We start from the raw sequence: 21,487 nt of genomic DNA, 5'->3' as shown, positions 1-21,487 counted from the left end.
GGCGAGGGGCGATCCCTTATGGGGCCGCCCCTCGCCGCATCCGCTGTCACCCCCAGCGAATATGCTGGCTCGCATGACGACTGAGCCGGAGCAGCAGATCGGAGTAGGGACGCCTGACGCGTTCCAGCGCCTGTGGACGCCCCACCGGATGGCGTACATCCAGGGTGAGAACAAGCCCACCGGCCCCGGGGCCGACGACGGCTGCCCGTTCTGCACCATCCCGGCGAAGTCCGACGAGGACGGGCTGGTCGTCACGCGGGGCGAGAAGGTGTACGCGGTGTTGAACCTGTACCCGTACAACGGCGGGCACCTCATGGTCGTCCCGTTCCGGCACGTCGCCGACTACACCGAGCTCGACGACGCCGAGACCGCCGAGCTGGCGGTGTTCACCAAGCAGGCGATGGCCGCCCTGCGCACCGCCTCCGGCGCGCACGGGTTCAACATCGGTATGAACCAGGGCGCTGCCGCCGGCGCCGGGATCGCCGCCCATCTGCATCAGCACGTCGTGCCGCGCTGGGGCGGCGACACCAACTTCATGCCCGTCGTCGGCCACACCAAGGTGCTGCCGCAACTCCTCGCGGACACCCGGCGGATGCTCGCCGACGCCTGGCCGACGACCACCGCCTAGGCACGCCTCACGCGTCGTACACGTCCGCCTTCTTCGGCATCGGGTCCTGGATGAGCCCGCTGATCACCATCGAGCGGTTGGTGAAGCGCTCCGTGTCCACGCCGTGCTCGTCGAGCATCTTGATGGTCGCGGAGTGCACCGCCCGCAGGACGGGCGTGGCCGCGCGGATGGCGTCGTCGGCCATGAAGCGGTGGCGCCAGGGCTGGGCGGCCCAGGCGTGCCGCAGGCCGAAGGGCTCGGGCAGGACCAGCTTGCCGCCGAGGAAGTCGAGGAGCGGCGGGAACCAGGTCAGCGGGGCGCGGACGGCCAGCCGTACGACTTCGTCGTTGGTGATCAGCGGCAGCAGCACCTCCTTGGTCTCCCAGAACCGGACGGTCTTGGAGACCTCCTTCTTCGGCGGTTCCGGCTTCGTCGTGAAGAGGGAGTGGACGGGGCCGAGGGCGTGGCCGGTGACCTCGATGCGGAGCGTGTGCAGGAGTGCGGTGACGGTGACCATCATGGTGAGGACCAGCTGGCCGTCCCAGAGGACGAACTGCACGCCGAGGTAGTGGCGGTTGCCCTTGCCGAACTGATTCTCGTTGCAGACGCGCTGTATCTCGTGCGGCTTGACCTGGTACGCGACGACGTCCTCGCCCTCGGGGCGGGCGACCTCCTTGGCGCCTTCGCCGACGGGGGAGACGATCCAGTGGCTGACCGACGGGGTGGGGAAGCCGGACTTGAGGGTGCCGCGTTCGAGCAGCTTGAGCTGGTCGTGGATGGGGCGGATGACGTCCCAGGTGCGGAACGCGTGGATCTCCTTGCCGTCCTTGGGGACGAGCTCCTCGGCGAGGTGCCAGCTGCCCCAGCGGGTGCCCATGCCGAGTATGCCCTTGGGGCCGGCGTAGAAGACGACGTTGGAGCGCTGCTCGGCGGTGAGCTTCTCCAGGGACCGGCGCAGCTCCTCGGCGGCGGTCTCGTTGGGGTCGTGGGGCACGGCTTCGGGGATCTTGGGTCCGATGCCGCCGCCCCCGCTGAGCAGGGAGTCCCAGCGGGCGCGCAGGTCCGTGGCGGTGCGCTCGCAGACCCGTTTCGCGAGGAACCAGCCGATGACCGGGGCGACGATCATGAGCCGGAGGTAGAGCGCCAGGAAGCCGGTGAAGGGCAGCCGGAGCAGGAAGATGACGGCGAGGATGCCGACGCCGACGAGGAGGCCGGTGCCCAGGGCGCCGGCGTTCTTGTTCTTGGAGGACTTCGCCAGGCTGCTGCGCACCTGGAAGACCGTCATCCAGACGAGCATGCCGGGCAGGAAGACGACGCCGAAGAAGACGGTGATCAGGGTGAGCAGCTTGTCGCGCTGCTTGCGGATGTTGGTGGCTGCCAGGCAGTGCTCGACGACCGTCTGCGGTTCGGCGCCGAAGGACTGGATGAGCGGCTTGCGCGCGCCGCCCAGCATCCTGACCTGTACGGCGCGGGAGAAGGCTTCGCCGAGGTTGGGTTCGAAGAGCGAGAACTTGCCCTTCTTCACCGTCGACTCGTGCCATTCGTTGTTGGTCTCGAGGATCTTCTCGATCTTGTCGTCGCGGTAGGCGGCGGACGCGAGGGCGTGCGTCGCCGCCGTCTGTCCGGCCGAGCCCTGGATCGGGATCTGCGCCCCGGGGCCGAAACTGTCCATCGTCGTCACTGCCGCCGCCCCCACCTCTCACAGCTGTCCGCTCTGCGGCCTTCCCAACGACCGTGCCCGGCACACCTGGTGACCGGGCTGAGCTGAGCACTACAGCCTATCGGGGTGCGCGGTCCGGCGTCCGGAGACGGCCGAATGCCGCCCACCGCGGGTGAGTTGCGGCAGGCGGCTGATCAGTCGGGGTCAGCTTTGTCGGATTTCGGTCTTTTCTCGGACCTTCTCGGCCACATGGGCGGGCATGGGTTCGTGGCGCGCGTACGTCCGGTCGAACCTGCCCGTGCCGTGGGAGAGGGAGCGGAGGTCGACGGCGTACCGCCCGATCTCCAGCTCGGGCACCTCGGCGCGGACGAGGGTCCGTCCGGGGCCGGCCTGTTCGGTGCCGACGACGCGGCCCCGGCGGCCGGACAGGTCGCTCATGACGGGGCCGACGTACTCGTCGGGGACGAGGACCTGCAGTTCGGCGACGGGTTCGAGGAGGTTGATCCGGGCGTCGGCGGCGGCTTCGCGCAGGGCCAGGGCGCCGGCGGTCTGGAAGGCGGCGTCGGAGGAGTCCACCGAGTGCGCCTTGCCGTCCCGGAGGGTGACGCGTACGTCGACGAGCGGGTGCCCGGCGGCGACGCCCTTCGCGGCCTGGGCCCGTACGCCCTTCTCGACGGACGGGATGAACTGGCGGGGCACCGCGCCGCCCACCACCTTGTCGACGAACTCGATGCCGGAGCCCTGGGGCAGCGGTTCGACCTCGATCTCGCAGATGGCGTACTGGCCGTGTCCGCCGGACTGTTTGACGTGCCGTCCGCGCCCCGCCGACTTGTCGGCGAACGTCTCGCGGAGGGCCACTTTGTGCGGTACGGCGTCGACCTGGACGCCATAGCGGGTACGCAGCCGTTCCAGGGCGACGTCCATGTGGGCTTCGCCCAGGCACCACAGGACGACCTGCCCGGTGTCCTGGTTCTGTTCGAGGCGCATGGTGGGGTCTTCGGCGGCGAGCCGCGCGAGGCCCTGGGAGAGCTTGTCCTCGTCCGCCTTGCTGTGGGCCTGGATGGCGAGCGGCAGCAGCGGGTCGGGCATGGTCCAGGGCTCCATGAGGAGCGGGTCGTCCTTGGCGGAGAGGGTGTCTCCGGTCTCGGCGCGGACCAGCTTGCCCACGCAGCACAGGTCGCCGGCGATGCAGTGGTTCATCTGCCGCTGCTGCTTGCCGAAGGGCGCGGACAGGGCGCCGACGCGTTCGTCGACGTCGTGGTCCTCGTGGCCGCGGTCGGCGAGGCCGTGCCCCGAGACGTGGACGGTCTCGTCGGGGCGCAGGGTGCCGGAGAAGACGCGTACCAGTGAGATCCGGCCGACGTACGGGTCGGACGACGTCTTGACGACCTCGGCCACCAGCGGGCCGTCGGGGTCGCAGCCGATCGCCGGGCGCGGCCTGCCGTCCGGGGTGGTCACGGCGGGTGCCTCGCGCTCCAGGGGCGTGGGGAAGCCGCGGGTGATCAGCTCCAGCAGTTCGACGGTGCCGAGGCCCTGCTTGCCGCCGGGGGCGGCGGCCAGGACGGGGTGGAAGGTGCCGCGTGCGACGGCCTTCTCGAGGTCCTCGATGAGGGTCTTGAGGTCGATCTCCTCGCCGCCGAGGTAGCGGTCCATGAGGGTCTCGTCCTCGCTCTCGGCGATGATCCCTTCGATCAGGCGGTTGCGGGCCTCGGCGATGAGGTCGCGCTGGGTGTCGTCGGGTGGGTTCTCCTTCCGTTCGCCGGAGGAGTAGTCGAAGATCTTCTGGGTGAGCAGGCCGACCAGGCCGGTGGCCGGGGCGTGCCCGTCGGGTGCCTCGGGGCCGAGCACGGGCAGGTAGAGCGGGAGTATGGCGTCGGGGTCGTCGCCGCCGAAGATGCCGGCCAGGACCTGGGTGAGCTGCTCGAAGTCGGTGCGCGCGGTGTCGAGGTGCGTGACGACGATGGCGCGGGGCATGCCGACGGCCGCGCACTCCTCCCAGACCATCCGGGTGGAGCCGGCGACGGCGTCGGCCTCCTGGGCCGCCGATACGACGAAGAGGGCCGCGTCCGCGGCGCGCAGGCCGGCCCGGAGCTCGCCGACGAAGTCGGCGTATCCGGGGGTGTCGAGCAGGTTGATCTTGTAGCCGTCCCAGCCGACGGGGACGAGGGAGAGCTGTACGGAGCGTTGCTGACGGTGCTCGATCTCGTCGTAGTCGGAGACCGTGGCGCCGTCCTCGACCCGTCCTGCCCGGTTGACCGCTCCGGCGGTCAGCGCGAGGGCCTCGACGAGGGTGGTTTTGCCGGATCCGCTGTGGCCGACCAGCACCACATTCCGTACCGATGCGGGCTGGTCGGCCGTAAGAGCCCTGCCGGCGGCTCCTGGGTGGGTGTTCGCCTTGTCGCCCATGATTCTTCCTCCTGATCGCCGGTGCACGGTGCGTGCACGGTGGAGGTGGGGGGCGCGGGCGCGGGGGAGCGACCCTGAGCGGGGCAGCTCCGGCGGTGCCCGCGGTGGTCTTTCGAGCTTTCCACTCCGGTCAGGCCGCGTCCATACGACGGACATACGCGGGACATACGCGGGATGTACGCGGCGGGCCGGGAGCGGGTATTCGCCGACGCCACGTGGGGTGTGCGGTGCCCAGGGGTATTGACGGGGCGGCGCTGGCTACGATGGGCCAGCCGGTGGCCGATGGGGCCGCGCGGCTCACCGACCCTCGGGAAGGCCATGCTGAACAAGTACGCGCGTGCGTTTTTCACGCGTGTTCTCACACCGTTCGCCGCGTTTCTGCTCCGCCGCGGAGTGAGTCCCGACGCCGTCACCCTCATCGGCACGGCGGGGGTGGTGGCCGGGGCGCTGGTCTTCTTCCCGCGGGGCGAGTTCTTCTGGGGCACGATCGTCATCACGCTGTTCGTGTTCTCGGACCTGGTGGACGGCAATATGGCCCGTCAGGCGGGGATCTCCAGCCGCTGGGGGGCCTTCCTGGACTCGACCCTGGACCGGGTGGCGGACGGCGCCATCTTCGGTGGCTTCGCGCTGTGGTACGCGGGCAAGGGCGACGACAATGTGCTGTGTGCCGTGGCCATCTTCTGCCTGGCGAGCGGCCAGGTCGTGTCGTACACCAAGGCGCGGGGCGAGTCCATCGGCCTGCCGGTGGCGGTGAACGGCCTGGTCGAGCGCGCGGAGCGGCTGGTCGTCTCGCTGGTGGCGGCGGGCCTCGCGGGGCTGCACGGCTTCGGCGTACCGGGCATCCAGGTGCTGCTGCCGATCGCCCTGTGGCTGGTGGCCGTGGGAAGCGCGGTGACATTGGGCCAGCGCGTGGTGACGGTGCGGCGCGAGGCCGCGGAGGCGGACGCCGCCGGGGCACGGGGGAGTGAGGCCACATGAGCGGGGCGAGCGACCGGTTGACGGACGCGCTGTACGGGCTGGGCTGGGCGGCGGTCAAGAAGCTGCCGGAGCCGGTGGCGGTGGGCCTCGGGCGGCGCATCGCCGACACGGCGTGGAAGCGGCGCGGCAAGGGCGTGCTGCGGCTGGAGTCCAACCTCGCGCGCGTGGTGCCGGACGCGTCCCCGGAGCGGCTGGCCGAGCTGTCCCGGGCCGGGATGCGCTCGTACATGCGCTACTGGATGGAGTCCTTCCGGCTGCCGGCGTGGAGTGCGCGGCGGGTCGCCGACAGCGTCGAGGTGCGGGAGGTCCACCGCCTGACGGACGGGCTGGCCTCCGGGCGCGGGGTGGTGCTGGCGCTGCCGCACCTGGCGAACTGGGACCTGGCCGGGGTGTGGGTGACGCGGTCGCTGGGCGTGCCGTTCACGACGGTGGCCGAGCGGCTGAAGCCGGAGTCGCTGTACGACCGGTTCGTGGCGTACCGCGAGTCGCTGGGCATGGAGGTGCTGCCGCACACCGGCGGGTCGGCGTTCGGGACGCTGGCGCGGCGGCTGCGCGCGGGCGGGCTGGTGTGCCTGGTGGCGGACCGGGACCTGTCGGCGTCGTCGGGCGTCGAGGTGAAGTTCTTCGGAGAGGCGGCGCGGATGCCGGCGGGGCCCGCGATGCTGGCGCAGCAGACGGGTGCGCTGCTGCTGCCGGCGACGCTCTGGTACGACGACACGCCGGTCCTGAAGGCGCGGGTCCATCCCCCGGTGGAGGTGCCGGAGACGGGGACGCGGGCGGAGAAGACGGCGGCCATGACGCAGGCGCTGGCCGACGCCTTCGCCACCGGGATCGCCGAGCACCCGGAGGACTGGCACATGCTGCAGCGGCTGTGGCTGGCGGACCTGGACCAGGATCGGGACCGGGGTCAGGACCAGGACCAGGTGACGTCGTGAGGATCGGCATCGTATGCCCGTACGCGTGGGACGTGCCGGGCGGCGTCCAGTTCCACATCCGTGACCTCGCGGACCACCTGATCCGGCTCGGGCACGAGGTGTCCGTCCTCGCCCCGGCCGACGACGACACGCCGCTGCCGCCGTTCGTGGTGTCGGCGGGGCGCGCGGTGCCCGTGCCGTACAACGGCTCGGTGGCCCGGCTGAACTTCGGCTTCCTGTCGGCGGCGCGGGTGCGGCGCTGGCTGCACGACGGCACGTTCGACGTGATCCACATCCATGAGCCGGCGTCGCCGTCGCTGGGGCTGCTGGCGTGCTGGGCGGCGCAGGGACCCATCGTGGCCACCTTCCACACCTCCAACCCGCGCTCGCGCGCGATGATCGCGGCGTACCCGATCCTCCAGCCGGCGCTGGAGAAGATCAGCGCGCGGATCGCGGTGAGCGAGTACGCCCGCCGCACGCTCGTCGAGCACCTGGGCGGGGACGCGGTGGTCATCCCGAACGGGGTGGACGTCGACTTCTTCGCCAAGGCCGACCCCAAGCCGGAGTGGCAGGGCGGCACGCTCGGCTTCATCGGCCGGATCGACGAGCCGCGCAAGGGGCTGCCGGTGCTGATGAAGGCGCTGCCGAGGATCCTGGAGGCCCGGCCCGAGACCCGGCTGCTGGTCGCGGGCCGGGGCGACGAGGAGGAGGCCGTCGCCTCCCTCCCGGCCGCCATGCGCCGCCGGGTGGAGTTCCTCGGCATGGTCAGCGACGAGGACAAGGCGCGGCTGCTGCGCAGCGTGGACGTGTACGTGGCGCCCAACACGGGTGGCGAGAGCTTCGGCATCATCCTGGTGGAGGCCATGTCGGCGGGCGCGCCGGTGCTGGCCAGCGACCTGGACGCGTTCACGCAGGTGCTGGACAAGGGCGCGGCGGGCGAGCTGTTCGCCAACGAGGACGCGGACGCGCTGGCGGACGCGGCGATCCGCCTCCTCGGCGACCCGGCCCGCCGCCAGGAGCTCCACGAGCGGGGCAGCGCGCATGTGCGGCGCTTCGACTGGTCGACGGTCGGCGCGGACATCCTGGCGGTGTACGAGACGGTGACGGACGGCGCGGCCTCGGTGGCCGCCGACGAGCGGGCGGGGGGCCTGCGGGCCCGCTGGGGGCTGGCGCGGGACTAGGCGCCCGTTTCCGGCTGTCGCCGGGCGTTGTCAGTGGTGCCTGCGACGATCACTTCCGTGACCGCACCGACCGAGCCGACCTCACCGACCGAGCCGACCTCACCGCCCGCACCGACCGAGCCGACCGATCAGGCCGATCTGACCTCCGCCATCTCGCGCTACTGGGACGCCGCCGCGGCGACGTTCGACGACGAGCCCGATCACGGCCTGCGGGCGGCGCCCACCCGTGCCGCGTGGCGGAGCCGGGTGCTGCGGTGGGCGCCGCCCGAGCCCTCCGACGTACTGGACGTGGGCTGCGGCACCGGCTCGCTCTCCGTGCTCCTCGCCTCGGCCGGGCACCGGGTGACCGGCGTGGACCTGGCGCCGCGGATGGTCGAGCGGGCGCGGGCCAAGGCGGCCGCCGCCGGGCTCGGCGCGCGCTTCCTCGTGGGTGACGCGGCCGCGCCGCCCACAGGCGAGGACCGGTTCGACAGGGCGGACTCCACGGCGGTCTCGCCTACACGCCCGGGGCGCTGCGCCGCGTCTTCGCCGGGCTGACCGAGGTCGAGCTGCGCCGGATGCGCGACGAACCGCACGAGTCACCGCGCTTCGGCGAGCCCTTCCTGTGGACGGCCCTCTTCCGCCGCGCCGGCGCGTAGAGATCATGGGGGCATGGGACAGCACACCGCCGTCGAAAGGATCGACCTCGGGTACTTCGTCCGCCCCGCCGCCGAGGCGGGCACCGAGCACCCGCGCGTCGAACCTGTACTCGCGTACCTCGTACGGCACGAGGCCGGGCTCCTGCTCTTCGACACCGGCCTCGGCGCCGGAGACCCCGAGGCGGAGGCGCACTACCGTCCGCGCCGCAAGGACCTCGTCGCGGCGCTCGCGGCGCGTGGCGTGACGCCGGGCGACATCGACATCGTCGTGAACTGCCACCTCCACTTCGACCACTGCGGCGCGAACCCGCTCCTCGCGGGCCGCCCCGTCCTCGTCCAGCGCGGCGAACTCGCCACCGCCCGCGCCGGCGGCTACACCATCGACGCGCTCGTCGACTTCCCCGGCGCCCGCTACGAGGAGCTCGACGGCGAGGCCGAGGTGTGGCCGGGGGTCCGCGTCGTCCCGACGCCCGGGCACACGGCCGGGCACCAGTCCCTGGTGGTCTCCGGGAGCGAGGGCACCACGGTGCCGGCGGGGCAGGCGTACGACTTCGCCTCGCAGTTCGCGTCCGACGAGATGGCCCGCCGCGCCCGCGCCGAGGGCGCCGGGAGTTCGAGGGGCGCTACCGGCCGTGGCTGGACCGGCTCGCCGAGCTCGAGCCGAGCCGCGTCCTCTTTGCGCACGACCGGTCGGTGTGGGAAGGGCGCATGCCGGCGCCCCGGTAGCCTGTGCGCCCGTGATCGAAACCCTCATCTGGATCGTCGTCGGCCTGGTCGCGATCGGTCTCTACCTGAGCTGGACCGCGGGCCGGCTCGACCGGCTGCACGCCCGGATCGACGCCGCCCGCGCCGCGCTCGACGCCCAGCTCGTACGGCGTGCTTCGGTCGCCCAGGAGCTGGCCACCGCCAAGGTGCTGGACCCGGCGGCGTCGATCGTGCTGTACGAGGCGGCGCACGCGGCCCGGCAGGCCGAGGAGGAGCACCGCGAGGTCGCCGAGAGCGAGCTCAGCCAGGCGCTGCGCGCGGTGTTCGGGGAGCCGGAGCAGGTCGAGGCGGTACGGGAGGCGCCCGGCGGCGAGGAGGCGTGCCTGGAGCTCGCGGCGGCGGTGCGCCGGGTGCCGATGGCCCGGCGGTTCCACAACGACTCCGTACGGGCGGCGCGGGCGCTGCGCAGGCACCGCACGGTGCGCTGGTTCCGGCTGGCGGGCCACGCGCCGTTCCCGATGGCGTTCGAGATGGACGACGAGCCCCCCGTGGCACTCGCGGACCGCCCGTAACGCCCACACCGTGGGAAAAACGAGCCACCACCTCACTATTGGCCCTTGATGTGGACTGGCCGCGCCGGGTTTCCTCAATGTTGTCGAAAACCCCCTGTTCTTTCGAGTGAGGTCCCTCGTGTCCAGCACGCTCCCCACCACCCCGCAGTCCCCCGAGACCGGCACCGCCCGCGTGAAGCGCGGCATGGCCGAGCAGCTCAAGGGCGGCGTGATCATGGACGTGGTCAACGCCGAGCAGGCGAAGATCGCCGAGGACGCCGGCGCCGTCGCGGTCATGGCCCTGGAGCGGGTCCCCGCCGACATCCGCAAGGACGGCGGCGTGGCCCGGATGTCCGACCCGAACATGATCGAGGAGATCATCGACGCGGTCTCCATCCCGGTCATGGCCAAGTCCCGCATCGGCCACTTCGTCGAGGCCCAGGTGCTGCAGTCCCTCGGCGTCGACTACATCGACGAGTCCGAGGTCCTCACCCCGGCCGACGAGGTCAACCACTCCGACAAGTGGGCCTTCACCACCCCCTTCGTCTGCGGCGCCACCAACCTCGGTGAGGCCCTGCGCCGCATCGCCGAGGGCGCGGCCATGATCCGCTCGAAGGGCGAGGCCGGCACCGGCAACGTCGTCGAGGCCGTCCGCCACCTGCGCCAGATCAAGAACGAGATCGCCAAGCTGCGCGGCTTCGACAACAACGAGCTGTTCGCCGCCGCCAAGGAGCTGCGCGCCCCGTACGAGCTCGTCAAGGAGGTCGCCGAGCTCGGCAAGCTGCCGGTCGTGCTGTTCTCCGCCGGTGGCGTCGCCACCCCCGCCGACGCCGCGCTGATGCGCCAGCTGGGCGCCGAGGGCGTCTTCGTCGGCTCCGGCATCTTCAAGTCGGGCGACCCGGCCAAGCGCGCCGCCGCCATCGTGAAGGCCACCACCTTCTACGACGACCCGAAGATCATCGCCGACGCCTCCCGCAACCTGGGCGAGGCCATGGTCGGCATCAACTGCGACACCCTCCCCGAGGCCGAGCGCTACGCGAACCGCGGCTGGTAAGGCACAGAACACCATGAGCAACACCCCCGTGATAGGCGTCCTGGCCCTCCAGGGCGACGTACGGGAGCACCTGATCGCCCTGGCCGCGGCGGACGCCGTGGCCAGGCCGGTCCGGCGCCCCGAAGAGCTCGCCGAGGTCGACGGCCTGGTCATCCCCGGCGGCGAGTCCACCACCATCTCCAAGCTGGCCGTGCTCTTCGGGCTCATGGAGCCCCTGCGCGAGCGCGTCGAGGCGGGCATGCCCGTCTACGGCACCTGCGCCGGCCTGATCATGCTCGCCGACAAGATCCTCGACCCGCGCTCGGGCCAGGAGACCCTCGGCGGCATCGACATGATCGTGCGGCGCAACGCCTTCGGGCGGCAGAACGAGTCCTTCGAGGCGGGCGTCGAGGTCGCGGGCATCGACGGCGGCCCCGTGGAAGGCGTCTTCATCCGCGCCCCCTGGGTCGAGTCGGTCGGCGCCCAGGCCGAGGTCATCGCCGAGTACGACGGCCACATCGTCGCCGTACGGCAGGGCAACGCGCTCGCCACGTCCTTCCACCCGGAACTGACGGGCGACCACCGCGTCCACGGCCTGTTCGTGGAGATGGTGCGCGCCGCGCGCTGATCCGATCCCGGTAGGATCTCTGGGGTTCGTTCTGAAATGGGTTACGCGAAGGAGACAGGCAGATGTCCGGCCACTCTAAATGGGCTACGACGAAGCACAAGAAGGCCGTGATCGACGCCAAGCGCGGCAAGCTCTTCGCGAAGCTGATCAAGAACATCGAGGTGGCGGCCCGCACCGGCGGCGGCGACCCGGACGGTAACCCGACGCTCTACGACGCCATTCAGAAGGCGAAGAAGAGCTCCGTCCCGAACAAGAACATCGACTCCGCGGTCAAGCGCGGCGCCGGCCTGGAGGCCGGTGGCGCCGACTACGAGACGATCATGTACGAGGGGTACGGGCCGAACGGTGTCGCCGTGCTCATCGAGTGCCTCACCGACAACCGCAACCGCGCCGCCTCCGACGTCCGCGTCGCCATGACCCGCAACGGCGGCTCGATGGCCGACCCGGGCTCGGTCTCGTACCTGTTCAACCGCAAGGGCGTCGTCATCGTCCCCAAGGGCGAGCTGACCGAGGACGACGTGCTCGGCGCGGTCCTGGACGCGGGTGCCGAGGAAGTCAACGACCTCGGTGAGAGCTTCGAGGTGATCAGCGAGGCCACCGACCTGGTCGCGGTGCGCACCGCCCTCCAGGAGGCCGGCATCGACTACGACTCGGCCGACGCCAACTTCGTCCCGACCATGCAGGTCGAGCTGGACGAGGAGGGCGCGCGCAAGATCTTCAAGCTGATCGACGCGCTCGAGGACAGCGACGACGTGCAGAACGTCTTCGCCAACTTCGACGTCTCCGACGACGTCATGGCGAAGGTCGACGCCTGACGGTCGACACCTGACGCAGCGGTACGCGACGGGCCGGCAAGGGACACGTACCTTGCCGGCCCGTCGCGTTGTCAGTGCCACCCGATAGCCTGCACAAACAGCTGAACGGCTGAACGAAGGAGGGGTGGCGTGCGCGTTCTCGGGGTGGACCCAGGGCTGACGCGGTGCGGCGTCGGCGTCGTCGAGGGCGTCGCCGGCCGTCCGCTGACGATGCTCGGTGTCGGAGTCGTGCGCACACCGGCCGACGCGGAGACCGGGCACCGTCTCGTCGCCATCGAGCGCGGCATAGAGGAGTGGCTGGACGAGCACCGGCCCGAACTGGTCGCCGTGGAGCGCGTCTTCAGCCAGCACAACGTCCGCACGGTGATGGGCACGGCCCAGGCCAGCGCCGTCGCCATCCTGTGCGCCTCGCGCCGCGGACTGCCCGTCGCCCTCCACACCCCCAGCGAGGTGAAGGCCGCCGTCACCGGCAGCGGCCGCGCCGACAAGGCGCAGGTCGGCGCCATGGTGACCCGGCTGCTGCGGCTCGACGCCCCGCCGAAACCGGCCGACGCCGCCGACGCCCTCGCCCTCGCCATCTGCCACATCTGGCGGGCCCCCGCCCAGAACCGGCTCCAGCAGGCCGTCGCCGCCCACCGCGCCACGAACCGGGCCACGAACCAAGCCATGACCGTGAAAGGCCGTACCGCATGATCGCCTTCGTGAGCGGCCCCGTCGCCGCGCTCGCACCGACGACCGCCGTGATCGAGGTCGGCGGCATCGGCATGGCCGTCCAGTGCACGCCGCACACGATCGCCGGCCTGAAGGTCGGTCAGGAAGCCCGCCTCGCCACCTCGTTGGTCGTACGGGAGGACTCCCTCACGCTGTACGGCTTCGCCGACGACGACGAGCGCCAGGTCTTCGAGCTGCTCCAGACCGCGAGCGGCGTCGGCCCCCGCCTCGCGCAGGCCATGCTCGCCGTGCACAGCCCCGATGCGCTGCGCGCCGCGGTGGCCTCCGGCGACGAGAAGGCGCTCACCGCCGTGCCCGGCATCGGCAAGAAGGGCGCCCAGAAGCTGCTGCTCGAGCTCAAGGACCGGCTCGGCGAGCCCGTCGGTTCGGCGGTACCCGCGGCCCGCGCTGCGACGGCCGTCCGCTCCTGGAGCGACCAGCTGCACGCCGCCCTGATCGGCCTCGGCTACGCCACCCGCGAGGCCGACGAGGCGGTCGCCGCCGTCACCCCGCAGGCCGAGGCGGCCGGCGGCGAGCCCCAGATCGGGCAGCTCCTCAAAGCCGCGCTCCAGACCCTCAACCGCACCCGCTGACCCCCACGAGGCATTCCACTGTGAACTGGGACGACACCGCACCCCCGGCCGACGACACCGCGACCGCCCCCGGCGAGCGGCTGGTCGGCGCCGCCGCCGACGGCGAGGACCAGGCCGTCGAGGCCGCCCTGCGCCCCAAGTCGCTGGACGAGTTCGTGGGCCAGGAGCGGGTGCGCGAGCAGCTGGACCTGGTCCTCAAGGCGGCCCTGGCACGCGGGGCCACCGCCGACCACGTCCTGCTCTCCGGCGCCCCCGGCCTCGGCAAGACCACCCTCTCCATGATCATCGCGGCCGAGATGGGCGCCCCCATCCGGATCACCTCCGGCCCCGCCATCCAGCACGCCGGCGACCTCGCCGCGATCCTCTCCTCCCTCCAGGAGGGCGAGGTCCTCTTCCTCGACGAGATCCACCGGATGTCCCGGCCCGCCGAGGAGATGCTCTACATGGCGATGGAGGACTTCCGCGTCGACGTGATCGTCGGCAAGGGCCCCGGCGCCACCGCCATCCCGCTGGAGCTGCCGCCCTTCACCCTGGTCGGCGCCACCACCCGGGCGGGCCTGCTGCCGCCCCCGCTGCGCGACCGCTTCGGCTTCACCGCGCACATGGAGTTCTACGCCCCCGGCGAGCTGGAGCGCGTCATCCACCGCTCCGCCCGGCTCCTCGACGTCGAGATCGAGGCCGACGGCGCCGCCGAGATCGCCGGCCGCTCCCGCGGCACGCCCCGCATCGCCAACCGCCTGCTGCGCCGCGTCCGCGACTACGCCCAGGTCAAGGCCGACGGTGTGATCACCCGCGAGATCGCCGCCACCGCGCTCGCGGTGTACGAGGTGGACGGCCGCGGTCTCGACCGGCTCGACCGCGCGGTGCTCCAGGCGCTCCTCAAGCTCTTCGGCGGCGGCCCGGTCGGGCTGTCCACGCTCGCCGTCGCCGTGGGCGAGGAGCGCGAGACCGTCGAGGAGGTCGCCGAGCCCTTCCTCGTACGGGAAGGCCTGCTGGCCCGTACGCCCAGGGGGAGGGTCGCGACGCCCGCGGCGTGGGCGCACCTCGGCCTCGTACCGCCGCAGGCCCAGGGCGCGGGAAGCGGACAACAGGGGCTGTTCGGGGCGTGACGGCGAGGTCACTCGCCGGGCCCGGAACCACGGTGCCATGCTGGGCGTTGTTCCATTGATGCGGACTCGCCTAGACTCCGCCGATGCCGACCCTTCGGTCGGCGTACCCACCCCCGAAGACCAGGCCGCGGCCGACCCCGACGCCGACCGCGACCGTGCGAAGGATTTGTCGTCCCGTGGATATCGTGACCCTTCTCCCGTTCATCGTCCTCATCGGGGCCATGTTCCTGATGACCCGCTCCGCCAAGAAGAAGCAGCAGCAGGCAGCGGCGATGCGCAACCAGATGCAGCCCGGTTCCGGCGTGCGGACGATCGGGGGGATGTACGCCACCGTCAAGGAGGTCGGCGACGACACGGTCCTCCTCGAGGTCGCCCCGGGCGTCCACGCCGTCTACGCGAAGAACGCGATCGGCGCCGTCCTCGAGGACGAGGAGTACAACCGCATCGTCCACGGTGACACCGAGACCGGCACCGACAGCGATGCCGACGAGGCCGTCGTCCCGGACGACATCTCCTCGCTCACCGAGGGTGACAAGATCGACCTGGGCAAGAAGGACGCGGCCGACGACGCCGGGACCGCTCCCGAGGCGATCGACGCGACCAAGGATGCCAAGGACGCCAAGGACGCCAAGAGCGACGACAAGAGCGACGGCGACACCGACGCGAAGTAAGGCTGGCATCATCCGGGGACCGCGCGACGCCGCGTAGCGGCGGACCGCGGTCCGCGCGTCCGTGCCGACACACGCGGGGGAATCCCCACACCACTTCGTGGCCGCCTCGACGCTCACCCGGCGCGTGGCGGTTGGACAGGGAGAAACGAGAAGGTGGCAGCACCCAAGAAGGGCAGAGGACAGGCGACGGGGGGCCAGGGCAGGCCAGGGCGTGCCCTGGCCCTGATCCTGATCGTCATGGGCGCCCTGATCGGCGGGATGTTCGCGTCCGGGGACCTCACCCCGCGCCTGGGCATCGACCTCGCCGGCGGCACGAGCATCACGCTCAGGGCGGAGAACCAGCCCGGTAAGCCGGACTCCATCAACGACACCAACATGCAGACCGCGATCGGCATCATCGAGCGCCGCGTCAACGGTCTGGGTGTCTCGGAGTCGGAGGTCCAGCAGCAGGGCGAGCGGCACATCATCGTCAACATCCCCAAGGCGACGGACCCCAAGCAGGCCCGCGAGCAGGTCGGCACCACCGCCCAGCTGTACTTCCGGCCGGTGCTGACCGCCGCCGGCAGCGGCCCCGTCGGGGAGCCGCCCGCCGCGAGCGGCTCCCCGAGCCCCAGCGCCAGCCCCAGCGGCAAGGCCACGCCCAGTGGGAAGGCGACCCCTTCGCCCAGCGCCACCACCCAGGGCCGCGCCGTCCCGGACGCCCTGAAGAAGGCCCCCTCGCCGTCGGCGACCACCTCCGGCAAGCCGGCCCCGTCCGGCAGCCCGTCCGGCGCCCCGAAGCCGTCCGGCTCCGCCGACGCGGGCACCGCCGCCCTGGACGCGCAGTTCGCCGCCCTCGACTGCCGTCCGAAGGGCGAGAACAAGGAAGTGCCCAACCCGGCGCGCAACGCCGACCCGGCCAAGCCCACCGTGGCCTGCGGCAGCGAGGGCGACGCCAAGTACATCCTCGGCCCGTCCGAGGTCGAGGGCACGGACGTCGACGAGGCCAAGGGCGTTCTCGACCCGCAGCGCGGCATCTGGATCGTCCAGCTCGGCTTCACCGACAAGGGCGCCAAGAAGTTCGCCGCCACGACCGGCAAGCTCGCCTCGCAGGCCCCGCCGATGAACCAGTTCGCGATCATGCTCGACGGCCAGGTGGTCTCCGCCCCGTCCGTCAACAGCGTCATCGGCGGCGGCAGCGCCGAGATCACCGGCAGCTTCAACCAGGACACCGCCACCGACCTGGCCAACATCCTGTCCTACGGCGCGCTCCCGCTGTCCTTCGAGGAGGAGAGCGTCGACACCGTCAGCCCGGCGCTCGGCGGTGAGCAGCTCATGGCCGGTCTGATCGCCGGCGCCATCGGCCTCGCGCTCGTCGTGATCTACCTGGTGGTGTACTACCGGGGCCTGGCGCTCATCGCGCTCCTCAGCCTCCTCGCCTCCGCGGTCCTCACCTACGCCCTGATGTCGCTGCTCGGCCCGGCCATCGGCTTCGCGCTGAACCTGCCGGCCGTCTGCGGTGCCATCGTGGCGATCGGCATCACCGCGGACTCGTTCATCGTGTACTTCGAACGCATCCGTGACGAGATCCGCGAGGGCCGCACGCTCCGCCCGGCCGTCGAGCGGGCCTGGCCGCGCGCCCGGCGCACCATCCTCGTCTCCGACTTCGTGTCGTTCCTCGCCGCCGCGGTGCTGTTCATCGTGACCGTCGGCAAGGTGCAGGGCTTCGCGTTCACGCTCGGCCTGACGACCCTCCTCGACGTCGTCGTCGTGTTCCTCTTCACCAAGCCGCTGATGACGCTGTTCGCCCGGACGAAGTTCTTCGGCAGCGGCCACGCGTGGTCGGGTCTGGACCCGAAGCGCCTCGGAGTCAAGCCTCCGCTGCGCCGCTCGCGCCGCTCCGCCTCCGTGACCATCGACCCGAAGGAGGCGTGAGATGTCACGACTCGGCACCCTCGGCGCCCGTCTCTACCGCGGCGAGGTCGGGTACGACTTCGTCGGCAAGCGGATGCTCTGGTACGGCGTCTCCATCCTGATCACCATCACGGCCATCGCCGGCCTGATGGTCCAGGGCCTCAACATGGGCATCGAGTTCAAGGGCGGCGTGGTCATCACCACCCCCAAGACCTCGGTCTCCGTCGCCGAGGCCCGGGACGCCACCGCGGAGGTCTCCGGGCACACGCCGATCGTCCAGGAGCTGGGCAACGGCGGCCTGCGCATCCAGATCAGCGACGTCGACACGGCTCAGGCGGACAAGATCGCCACGGCGCTCGCCGACGACCTGAAGGTCCCCGAGGACCAGCTCAACGCCCAGCAGGTCGGACCCAGCTGGGGCGAGCAGATCGCCAACAAGGCCTGGACGGGCCTCGGCGTCTTCATGATCCTCGTGGTGATCTACCTCGCGATCGCCTTCGAGTGGCGCATGGCGGTCGCCGCGCTGATCGCGCTGATCCACGACCTGACCATCACGGTCGGGATCTACGCCCTGGTCGGCTTCGAGGTCACGCCCGGCACCGTGATCGGTCTGCTCACGATCCTCGGTTACTCCCTCTACGACACCGTCGTCGTCTTCGACGGGCTCAAGGAGGCGTCGAAGGACATCACCAAGCAGACCCGCTGGACGTACAGCGAGATCGCCAACCGCAGCCTCAACAGCACCCTGGTGCGCTCCATCAACACCACCGTGGTGGCGCTGCTGCCGGTGGCGGGTCTGCTCTTCATCGGCGGCGGCTTCCTGGGCGCCGGCATGCTGAACGACATCTCGCTGTCGCTCTTCGTCGGCCTCGCCGCCGGCGCGTACTCCTCGATCTTCATCGCCACGCCGCTCGTCGCCGACCTCAAGGAGCGCGACCCGAGCATGAAGGCGCTGAAGAAGCGCGTCCTGGCCAAGCGGGCCGCCGCCGCCAAGGGCGAGTCCGCCGGCGCCGACGCCACGGACGGCGGCGCCGAGCCGCAGGACGGCGCGGACCGGGACGCCGAGGACGCGACGCCCGCCGGGGCGGTCGTCGGCCAGCGCCGCCAGCCGACCCGCGGCCGGGGGAAGCGGCGATGACCGTCAGCAGCACGCAGGAGCTCCTGCTCAGCCGCATCCGGGACGTCCCGGACTACCCCAAGCCGGGCGTGGTCTTCAAGGACATCACCCCGCTGCTCGCCGACCCGCAGGCGTTCCACGCGCTCACCGGCGCGCTGGCCGAGCTCTGCGTCCGCAGCGGCGCCACCAAGATCGTCGGCCTGGAGGCGCGCGGCTTCATCCTCGCCGCGCCGGTCGCCGTCACGGCGCAGCTGGGCTTCATCCCCGTCCGCAAGGCGGGCAAGCTGCCCGGCGCCACACTGAGCCAGGCGTACGACCTGGAGTACGGCTCCGCCGAGATCGAGGTGCACGCCGAGGACCTCCTCCCCGGTGACCGCGTGATGGTCATCGACGACGTCCTCGCCACCGGCGGCACCGCCGAGGCCTCGCTGGAGCTCATCCGGCGGGCCGGCGCGGAGGTCGCGGGCGTCGCGGTCCTCATGGAGCTCGGCTTCCTGGGCGGCCGGGCCCGCCTGGAGCCCGCCCTGGGCGGCGCGCCGCTGGAGGCCCTCATCACGCTCTGACCGCGCGAGGCAGGCACGTACACGACGGGTGCCCCGGGGAACACCCCCGCGGCGCCCGTCGTCGTTCCTGCGGCACCCGTCGGCGTACCCGGCCACGGAGCCCCGCCCGGCCCGCCCCTTCCCCGTCCGCAACCGCGTGAAGCACCCGGCCGCCCGGGTCGATACCATGGGTGTCCGGGCTCGACCGGGGGACCCGGGACCCGCACGAGGAGCGCTCTTGCCAGACGAGGCCCAGCCACTCTCCGCCGCGAAACCCGACCAGCGGGCCGACCAGGCCGCGGCGTCCCCAGCCACGCCCCAGAACCGGAACGAGCCCGCGGAGGGCGCGCCCAGGCCCCCGGCCACCCCGCAGCGCGCCTCCGGCCCGGCCCCCGTCTCGGCCCCGAAGCCCACCCCGGCCGCCGCCGCCCGCTCCGGCGGCTCCTCCAACCGCGTCCGCGCCCGCCTCGCCCGGCTCGGCGTGCAGCGCTCGTCGCCGTACAACCCGGTCCTGGAGCCCCTGCTGCGCATAGTCCGCAGCAACGACCCGAAGATCGAGACGTCGACGCTCCGCCAGATCGAGCGCGCCTACCAGGTCGCCGAGCGCTGGCACCGCGGCCAGAAGCGCAAGAGCGGCGACCCGTACATCACGCACCCCCTCGCCGTCACCACCATCCTCGCCGAGCTCGGTATGGACCCCGCGACGCTGATGGCGGGCCTCCTTCACGACACCGTCGAGGACACCGAGTACGGCCTGGAGCAGCTGCGCAAGGACTTCGGCGACCAGGTCGCCCTCCTCGTCGACGGCGTCACCAAGCTCGACAAGGTCAAGTTCGGCGAGGCGGCGCAGGCCGAGACCGTCCGCAAGATGGTCGTCGCCATGGCCAAGGACCCCCGCGTCCTGGTCATCAAGCTCGCCGACCGCCTGCACAACATGCGCACCATGCGCTACCTCAAGCGGGAGAAGCAGGAGAAGAAGGCACGCGAGACCCTGGAGATCTACGCGCCGCTCGCCCACCGCCTGGGCATGAACACCATCAAGTGGGAGCTCGAGGACCTCGCCTTCGCGATCCTCTACCCCAAGATGTACGACGAGATCGTCCGCCTCGTCGCCGAGCGCGCCCCCAAGCGCGACGAGTACCTCGCCACCGTCATCGACGAGGTCCAGTCCGACCTGCGCGCCGCCCGCATCAAGGCCACCGTCACCGGGCGGCCGAAGCACTACTACAGCGTCTACCAGAAGATGATCGTCCGCGGCCGGGACTTCGCGGAGATCTACGACCTGGTCGGCATCCGCGTCCTCGTCGACACGGTCCGCGACTGCTACGCCGCCCTCGGCACCGTCCACGCGCGATGGAACCCGGTCCCCGGCCGGTTCAAGGACTACATCGCGATGCCGAAGTTCAACATGTACCAGTCGCTCCACACGACGGTCATCGGCCCCAACGGCAAGCCGGTCGAGCTGCAGATCCGCACCTTCGACATGCACCGCCGCGCCGAGTACGGCATCGCCGCCCACTGGAAGTACAAGCAGGAGGCCGTCGCCGGCGCCTCCAAGGTGCGCACCGACGTACCGAAGAAGGCCGGCAAGGACGACCACATCAACGACATGGCGTGGCTGCGCCAGCTGCTCGACTGGCAGAAGGAGACCGAGGACCCCAGCGAGTTCCTGGAGTCGCTGCGCTTCGACCTCTCGCGCAACGAGGTCTTCGTCTTCACCCCGAAGGGCGATGTCATAGCGCTGCCCGCCGGGGCGACGCCGGTCGACTTCGCGTACGCCGTCCACACCGAGGTCGGCCACCGCACCATAGGAGCCCGGGTCAACGGGCGGCTCGTCCCGCTCGAATCCACCCTCGACAACGGCGACCTGGTAGAGGTCTTCACCTCCAAGGCCGCCGGCGCCGGCCCGTCCCGCGACTGGCTCGGCTTCGTCAAGTCGCCCCGGGCGAGGAACAAGATCCGCGCCTGGTTCTCCAAGGAGCGCCGCGACGAGGCGATCGAGCAGGGCAAGGACGCCATCGCGCGCGCCATGCGCAAGCAGAACCTGCCGATCCAGCGCATCCTCACCGGCGACTCGCTGGTCACGCTGGCGCACGAGATGCGCTACAGCGACATCTCGTCGCTGTACGCGGCGATCGGCGAGGGCCATGTCACCGCCCAGTCCATCGTCCAGAAGCTGGTGCAGGCCCTCGGCGGCGAGGAGGCCGCCAGCGAGGACATCGCCGAGTCGGCCCCGCCGAGCCGTGGCCGCGGCAAGCGCCGCGCCAAGGCCGACCCGGGTGTCGTGGTCAAGGGCGTCGAGGACGTCTGGGTCAAGCTGGCCCGCTGCTGTACGCCGGTGCCGGGCGACCCGATCATCGGCTTCGTCACCCGCGGCAGCGGCGTATCGGTTCACCGCGCCGACTGCGTCAACGTCGACTCGCTCTCGCAGCAGCCCGAGCGGATCCTCGACGTCGAATGGGCGCCGACCCAGTCGTCCGTCTTCCTGGTCGCCATCCAGGTCGAGGCGCTGGACCGCTCCCGGCTCCTGTCGGACGTCACCCGGGTGCTGTCCGACCAGCACGTCAACATCCTGTCGGCGGCCGTCCAGACCTCCCGCGACCGCGTCGCGACCTCCCGCTTCACCTTCGAGATGGGCGACCCCAAGCACCTGGGCCACGTCCTGAAGGCGGTGCGCGGCGTGGAGGGCGTGTACGACGTGTACCGGGTGACCTCGGCCCGCAGGCCGTAGGCGG

At 71.6% G+C, this 21,487-nt stretch carries 18 protein-coding genes and 2 pseudogenes; 18 read left to right on the top strand and 2 right to left on the bottom strand.

What is annotated here, in order from left to right; translation table 11 throughout:
- Window positions 1-61 precede the first annotated feature (61 nt).
- Window positions 62-628, top strand: a complete 567-nt coding sequence (locus ABZX67_RS28095; RefSeq protein WP_355365641.1) for an HIT domain-containing protein — start codon at window positions 62-64, stop codon at window positions 626-628.
- 7 nt (window positions 629-635) lie between these two features.
- Here ABZX67_RS28095 and ABZX67_RS28090 read toward each other — a convergent pair whose 3' ends face one another.
- The gene (locus tag ABZX67_RS28090) at window positions 636-2,279 is read right to left on the bottom strand and encodes a hypothetical protein (protein ID WP_355365653.1); all 1,644 of its coding nucleotides are present in this window, start codon (window positions 2,277-2,279) and stop codon (window positions 636-638) included.
- 192 nt (window positions 2,280-2,471) lie between these two features.
- A complete protein-coding gene (locus ABZX67_RS28085; RefSeq protein WP_355365638.1) occupies window positions 2,472-4,673 on the bottom strand; it encodes an elongation factor G-like protein EF-G2 in 2,202 nt (733 codons plus the stop codon).
- A gap of 318 nt (window positions 4,674-4,991) precedes the next feature.
- On the opposite strand from ABZX67_RS28085, the gene pgsA reads away from it, so the two are divergent.
- The 17 genes and pseudogenes from pgsA to ABZX67_RS28000 all read left to right on the top strand — a co-directional run bounded on the left by pgsA (window position 4,992) and on the right by ABZX67_RS28000 (window position 21,483).
- Window positions 4,992-5,651: a phosphatidylinositol phosphate synthase gene (gene pgsA / locus ABZX67_RS28080; RefSeq protein WP_355365635.1), complete on the top strand. Its 660-nt coding sequence runs from the start codon at window positions 4,992-4,994 to the stop codon at window positions 5,649-5,651.
- Window positions 5,648-6,586, top strand: a complete 939-nt coding sequence (locus ABZX67_RS28075) for a phosphatidylinositol mannoside acyltransferase (protein ID WP_355365632.1) — start codon at window positions 5,648-5,650, stop codon at window positions 6,584-6,586. Before pgsA ends, ABZX67_RS28075 begins: the two co-directional genes overlap by 4 nt.
- On the top strand, window positions 6,583-7,746 hold the full coding sequence (locus ABZX67_RS28070; RefSeq protein ID WP_355365629.1) for a glycosyltransferase family 4 protein: 1,164 nt from the start codon (window positions 6,583-6,585) through the stop codon (window positions 7,744-7,746). The genes ABZX67_RS28075 and ABZX67_RS28070 overlap by 4 nt, the downstream gene beginning before the upstream one ends.
- A 138-nt stretch (window positions 7,747-7,884) precedes the next feature.
- Window positions 7,885-8,217 (top strand): annotated as a pseudogene (locus ABZX67_RS28065) (methyltransferase domain-containing protein); the annotation flags it as partial.
- 180 nt (window positions 8,218-8,397) lie between these two features.
- A pseudogene (locus tag ABZX67_RS28060) lies at window positions 8,398-9,110 on the top strand (N-acyl homoserine lactonase family protein).
- A gap of 11 nt (window positions 9,111-9,121) precedes the next feature.
- On the top strand, window positions 9,122-9,661 hold the full coding sequence (locus ABZX67_RS28055; protein WP_355365626.1) for a hypothetical protein: 540 nt from the start codon (window positions 9,122-9,124) through the stop codon (window positions 9,659-9,661).
- A 118-nt stretch (window positions 9,662-9,779) separates the two neighbouring features.
- Window positions 9,780-10,694: a pyridoxal 5'-phosphate synthase lyase subunit PdxS gene (gene pdxS, locus ABZX67_RS28050; protein ID WP_355365623.1), complete on the top strand. Its 915-nt coding sequence runs from the start codon at window positions 9,780-9,782 to the stop codon at window positions 10,692-10,694.
- A gap of 13 nt (window positions 10,695-10,707) precedes the next feature.
- Window positions 10,708-11,301 (top strand): pyridoxal 5'-phosphate synthase glutaminase subunit PdxT, encoded by a 594-nt coding sequence (gene pdxT, locus ABZX67_RS28045; protein ID WP_355365620.1) that lies wholly within the window; start codon window positions 10,708-10,710, stop codon window positions 11,299-11,301.
- A gap of 62 nt (window positions 11,302-11,363) precedes the next feature.
- The gene (locus ABZX67_RS28040) at window positions 11,364-12,116 is read left to right on the top strand and encodes a YebC/PmpR family DNA-binding transcriptional regulator (RefSeq protein WP_351823323.1); all 753 of its coding nucleotides are present in this window, start codon (window positions 11,364-11,366) and stop codon (window positions 12,114-12,116) included.
- 129 nt (window positions 12,117-12,245) lie between these two features.
- Window positions 12,246-12,809: a crossover junction endodeoxyribonuclease RuvC gene (gene ruvC, locus ABZX67_RS28035; RefSeq protein ID WP_355365616.1), complete on the top strand. Its 564-nt coding sequence runs from the start codon at window positions 12,246-12,248 to the stop codon at window positions 12,807-12,809.
- Complete coding sequence (gene ruvA, locus ABZX67_RS28030) at window positions 12,806-13,420, top strand: Holliday junction branch migration protein RuvA (protein WP_355365613.1); 615 nt, start codon at window positions 12,806-12,808, stop codon at window positions 13,418-13,420. Before ruvC ends, ruvA begins: the two co-directional genes overlap by 4 nt.
- A 20-nt stretch (window positions 13,421-13,440) precedes the next feature.
- On the top strand, window positions 13,441-14,529 hold the full coding sequence (gene ruvB / locus ABZX67_RS28025; protein WP_355365610.1) for a Holliday junction branch migration DNA helicase RuvB: 1,089 nt from the start codon (window positions 13,441-13,443) through the stop codon (window positions 14,527-14,529).
- Between the two features lie 176 nt (window positions 14,530-14,705).
- Complete coding sequence (gene yajC / locus ABZX67_RS28020) at window positions 14,706-15,200, top strand: preprotein translocase subunit YajC (protein WP_355365607.1); 495 nt, start codon at window positions 14,706-14,708, stop codon at window positions 15,198-15,200.
- A gap of 153 nt (window positions 15,201-15,353) precedes the next feature.
- The gene (gene secD / locus ABZX67_RS28015; RefSeq protein WP_355365604.1) at window positions 15,354-17,114 is read left to right on the top strand and encodes a protein translocase subunit SecD; all 1,761 of its coding nucleotides are present in this window, start codon (window positions 15,354-15,356) and stop codon (window positions 17,112-17,114) included.
- A gap of 1 nt (window position 17,115) precedes the next feature.
- Window positions 17,116-18,231, top strand: coding sequence for a protein translocase subunit SecF (gene secF, locus ABZX67_RS28010; RefSeq protein WP_355365601.1), 1,116 nt, complete (start codon window positions 17,116-17,118; stop codon window positions 18,229-18,231).
- A complete protein-coding gene (locus ABZX67_RS28005; protein WP_355365598.1) occupies window positions 18,228-18,773 on the top strand; it encodes an adenine phosphoribosyltransferase in 546 nt (181 codons plus the stop codon). Before secF ends, ABZX67_RS28005 begins: the two co-directional genes overlap by 4 nt.
- 217 nt (window positions 18,774-18,990) lie before the next feature.
- Entirely contained in the window at window positions 18,991-21,483 is a 2,493-nt protein-coding gene (locus tag ABZX67_RS28000) for a bifunctional (p)ppGpp synthetase/guanosine-3',5'-bis(diphosphate) 3'-pyrophosphohydrolase (protein WP_355365596.1), read from the top strand.
- Window positions 21,484-21,487 lie beyond the last annotated feature (4 nt).

The organism is Streptomyces sp. NPDC003036 (assembly GCF_040611175.1).
Classification (GTDB): domain Bacteria; phylum Actinomycetota; class Actinomycetes; order Streptomycetales; family Streptomycetaceae; genus Streptomyces.
The sequence above is the reverse complement of the archived record's forward strand: the minus strand, read 5'-3'. Positions and strand labels throughout refer to the sequence as shown.

What these genes read in the sequence shown, in the direction of transcription:
- ABZX67_RS28095 (WP_355365641.1), top strand. Translation starts at nt 62, where the DNA reads ATGCTGGCTCGCATGACGACTGAGCCGGAGCAGCAGATCGGAGTAGGG.
- ABZX67_RS28090 (WP_355365653.1), bottom strand. Translation starts at nt 2,279, where the DNA reads ATGGACAGTTTCGGCCCCGGGGCGCAGATCCCGATCCAGGGCTCGGCC.
- ABZX67_RS28085 (WP_355365638.1), bottom strand. Translation starts at nt 4,673, where the DNA reads ATGGGCGACAAGGCGAACACCCACCCAGGAGCCGCCGGCAGGGCTCTT.
- pgsA (WP_355365635.1), top strand. Translation starts at nt 4,992, where the DNA reads ATGCTGAACAAGTACGCGCGTGCGTTTTTCACGCGTGTTCTCACACCG.
- ABZX67_RS28075 (WP_355365632.1), top strand. Translation starts at nt 5,648, where the DNA reads ATGAGCGGGGCGAGCGACCGGTTGACGGACGCGCTGTACGGGCTGGGC.
- pdxT (WP_355365620.1), top strand. Translation starts at nt 10,708, where the DNA reads ATGAGCAACACCCCCGTGATAGGCGTCCTGGCCCTCCAGGGCGACGTA.
- ABZX67_RS28040 (WP_351823323.1), top strand. Translation starts at nt 11,364, where the DNA reads ATGTCCGGCCACTCTAAATGGGCTACGACGAAGCACAAGAAGGCCGTG.
- ruvA (WP_355365613.1), top strand. Translation starts at nt 12,806, where the DNA reads ATGATCGCCTTCGTGAGCGGCCCCGTCGCCGCGCTCGCACCGACGACC.
- secF (WP_355365601.1), top strand. Translation starts at nt 17,116, where the DNA reads ATGTCACGACTCGGCACCCTCGGCGCCCGTCTCTACCGCGGCGAGGTC.
- ABZX67_RS28005 (WP_355365598.1), top strand. Translation starts at nt 18,228, where the DNA reads ATGACCGTCAGCAGCACGCAGGAGCTCCTGCTCAGCCGCATCCGGGAC.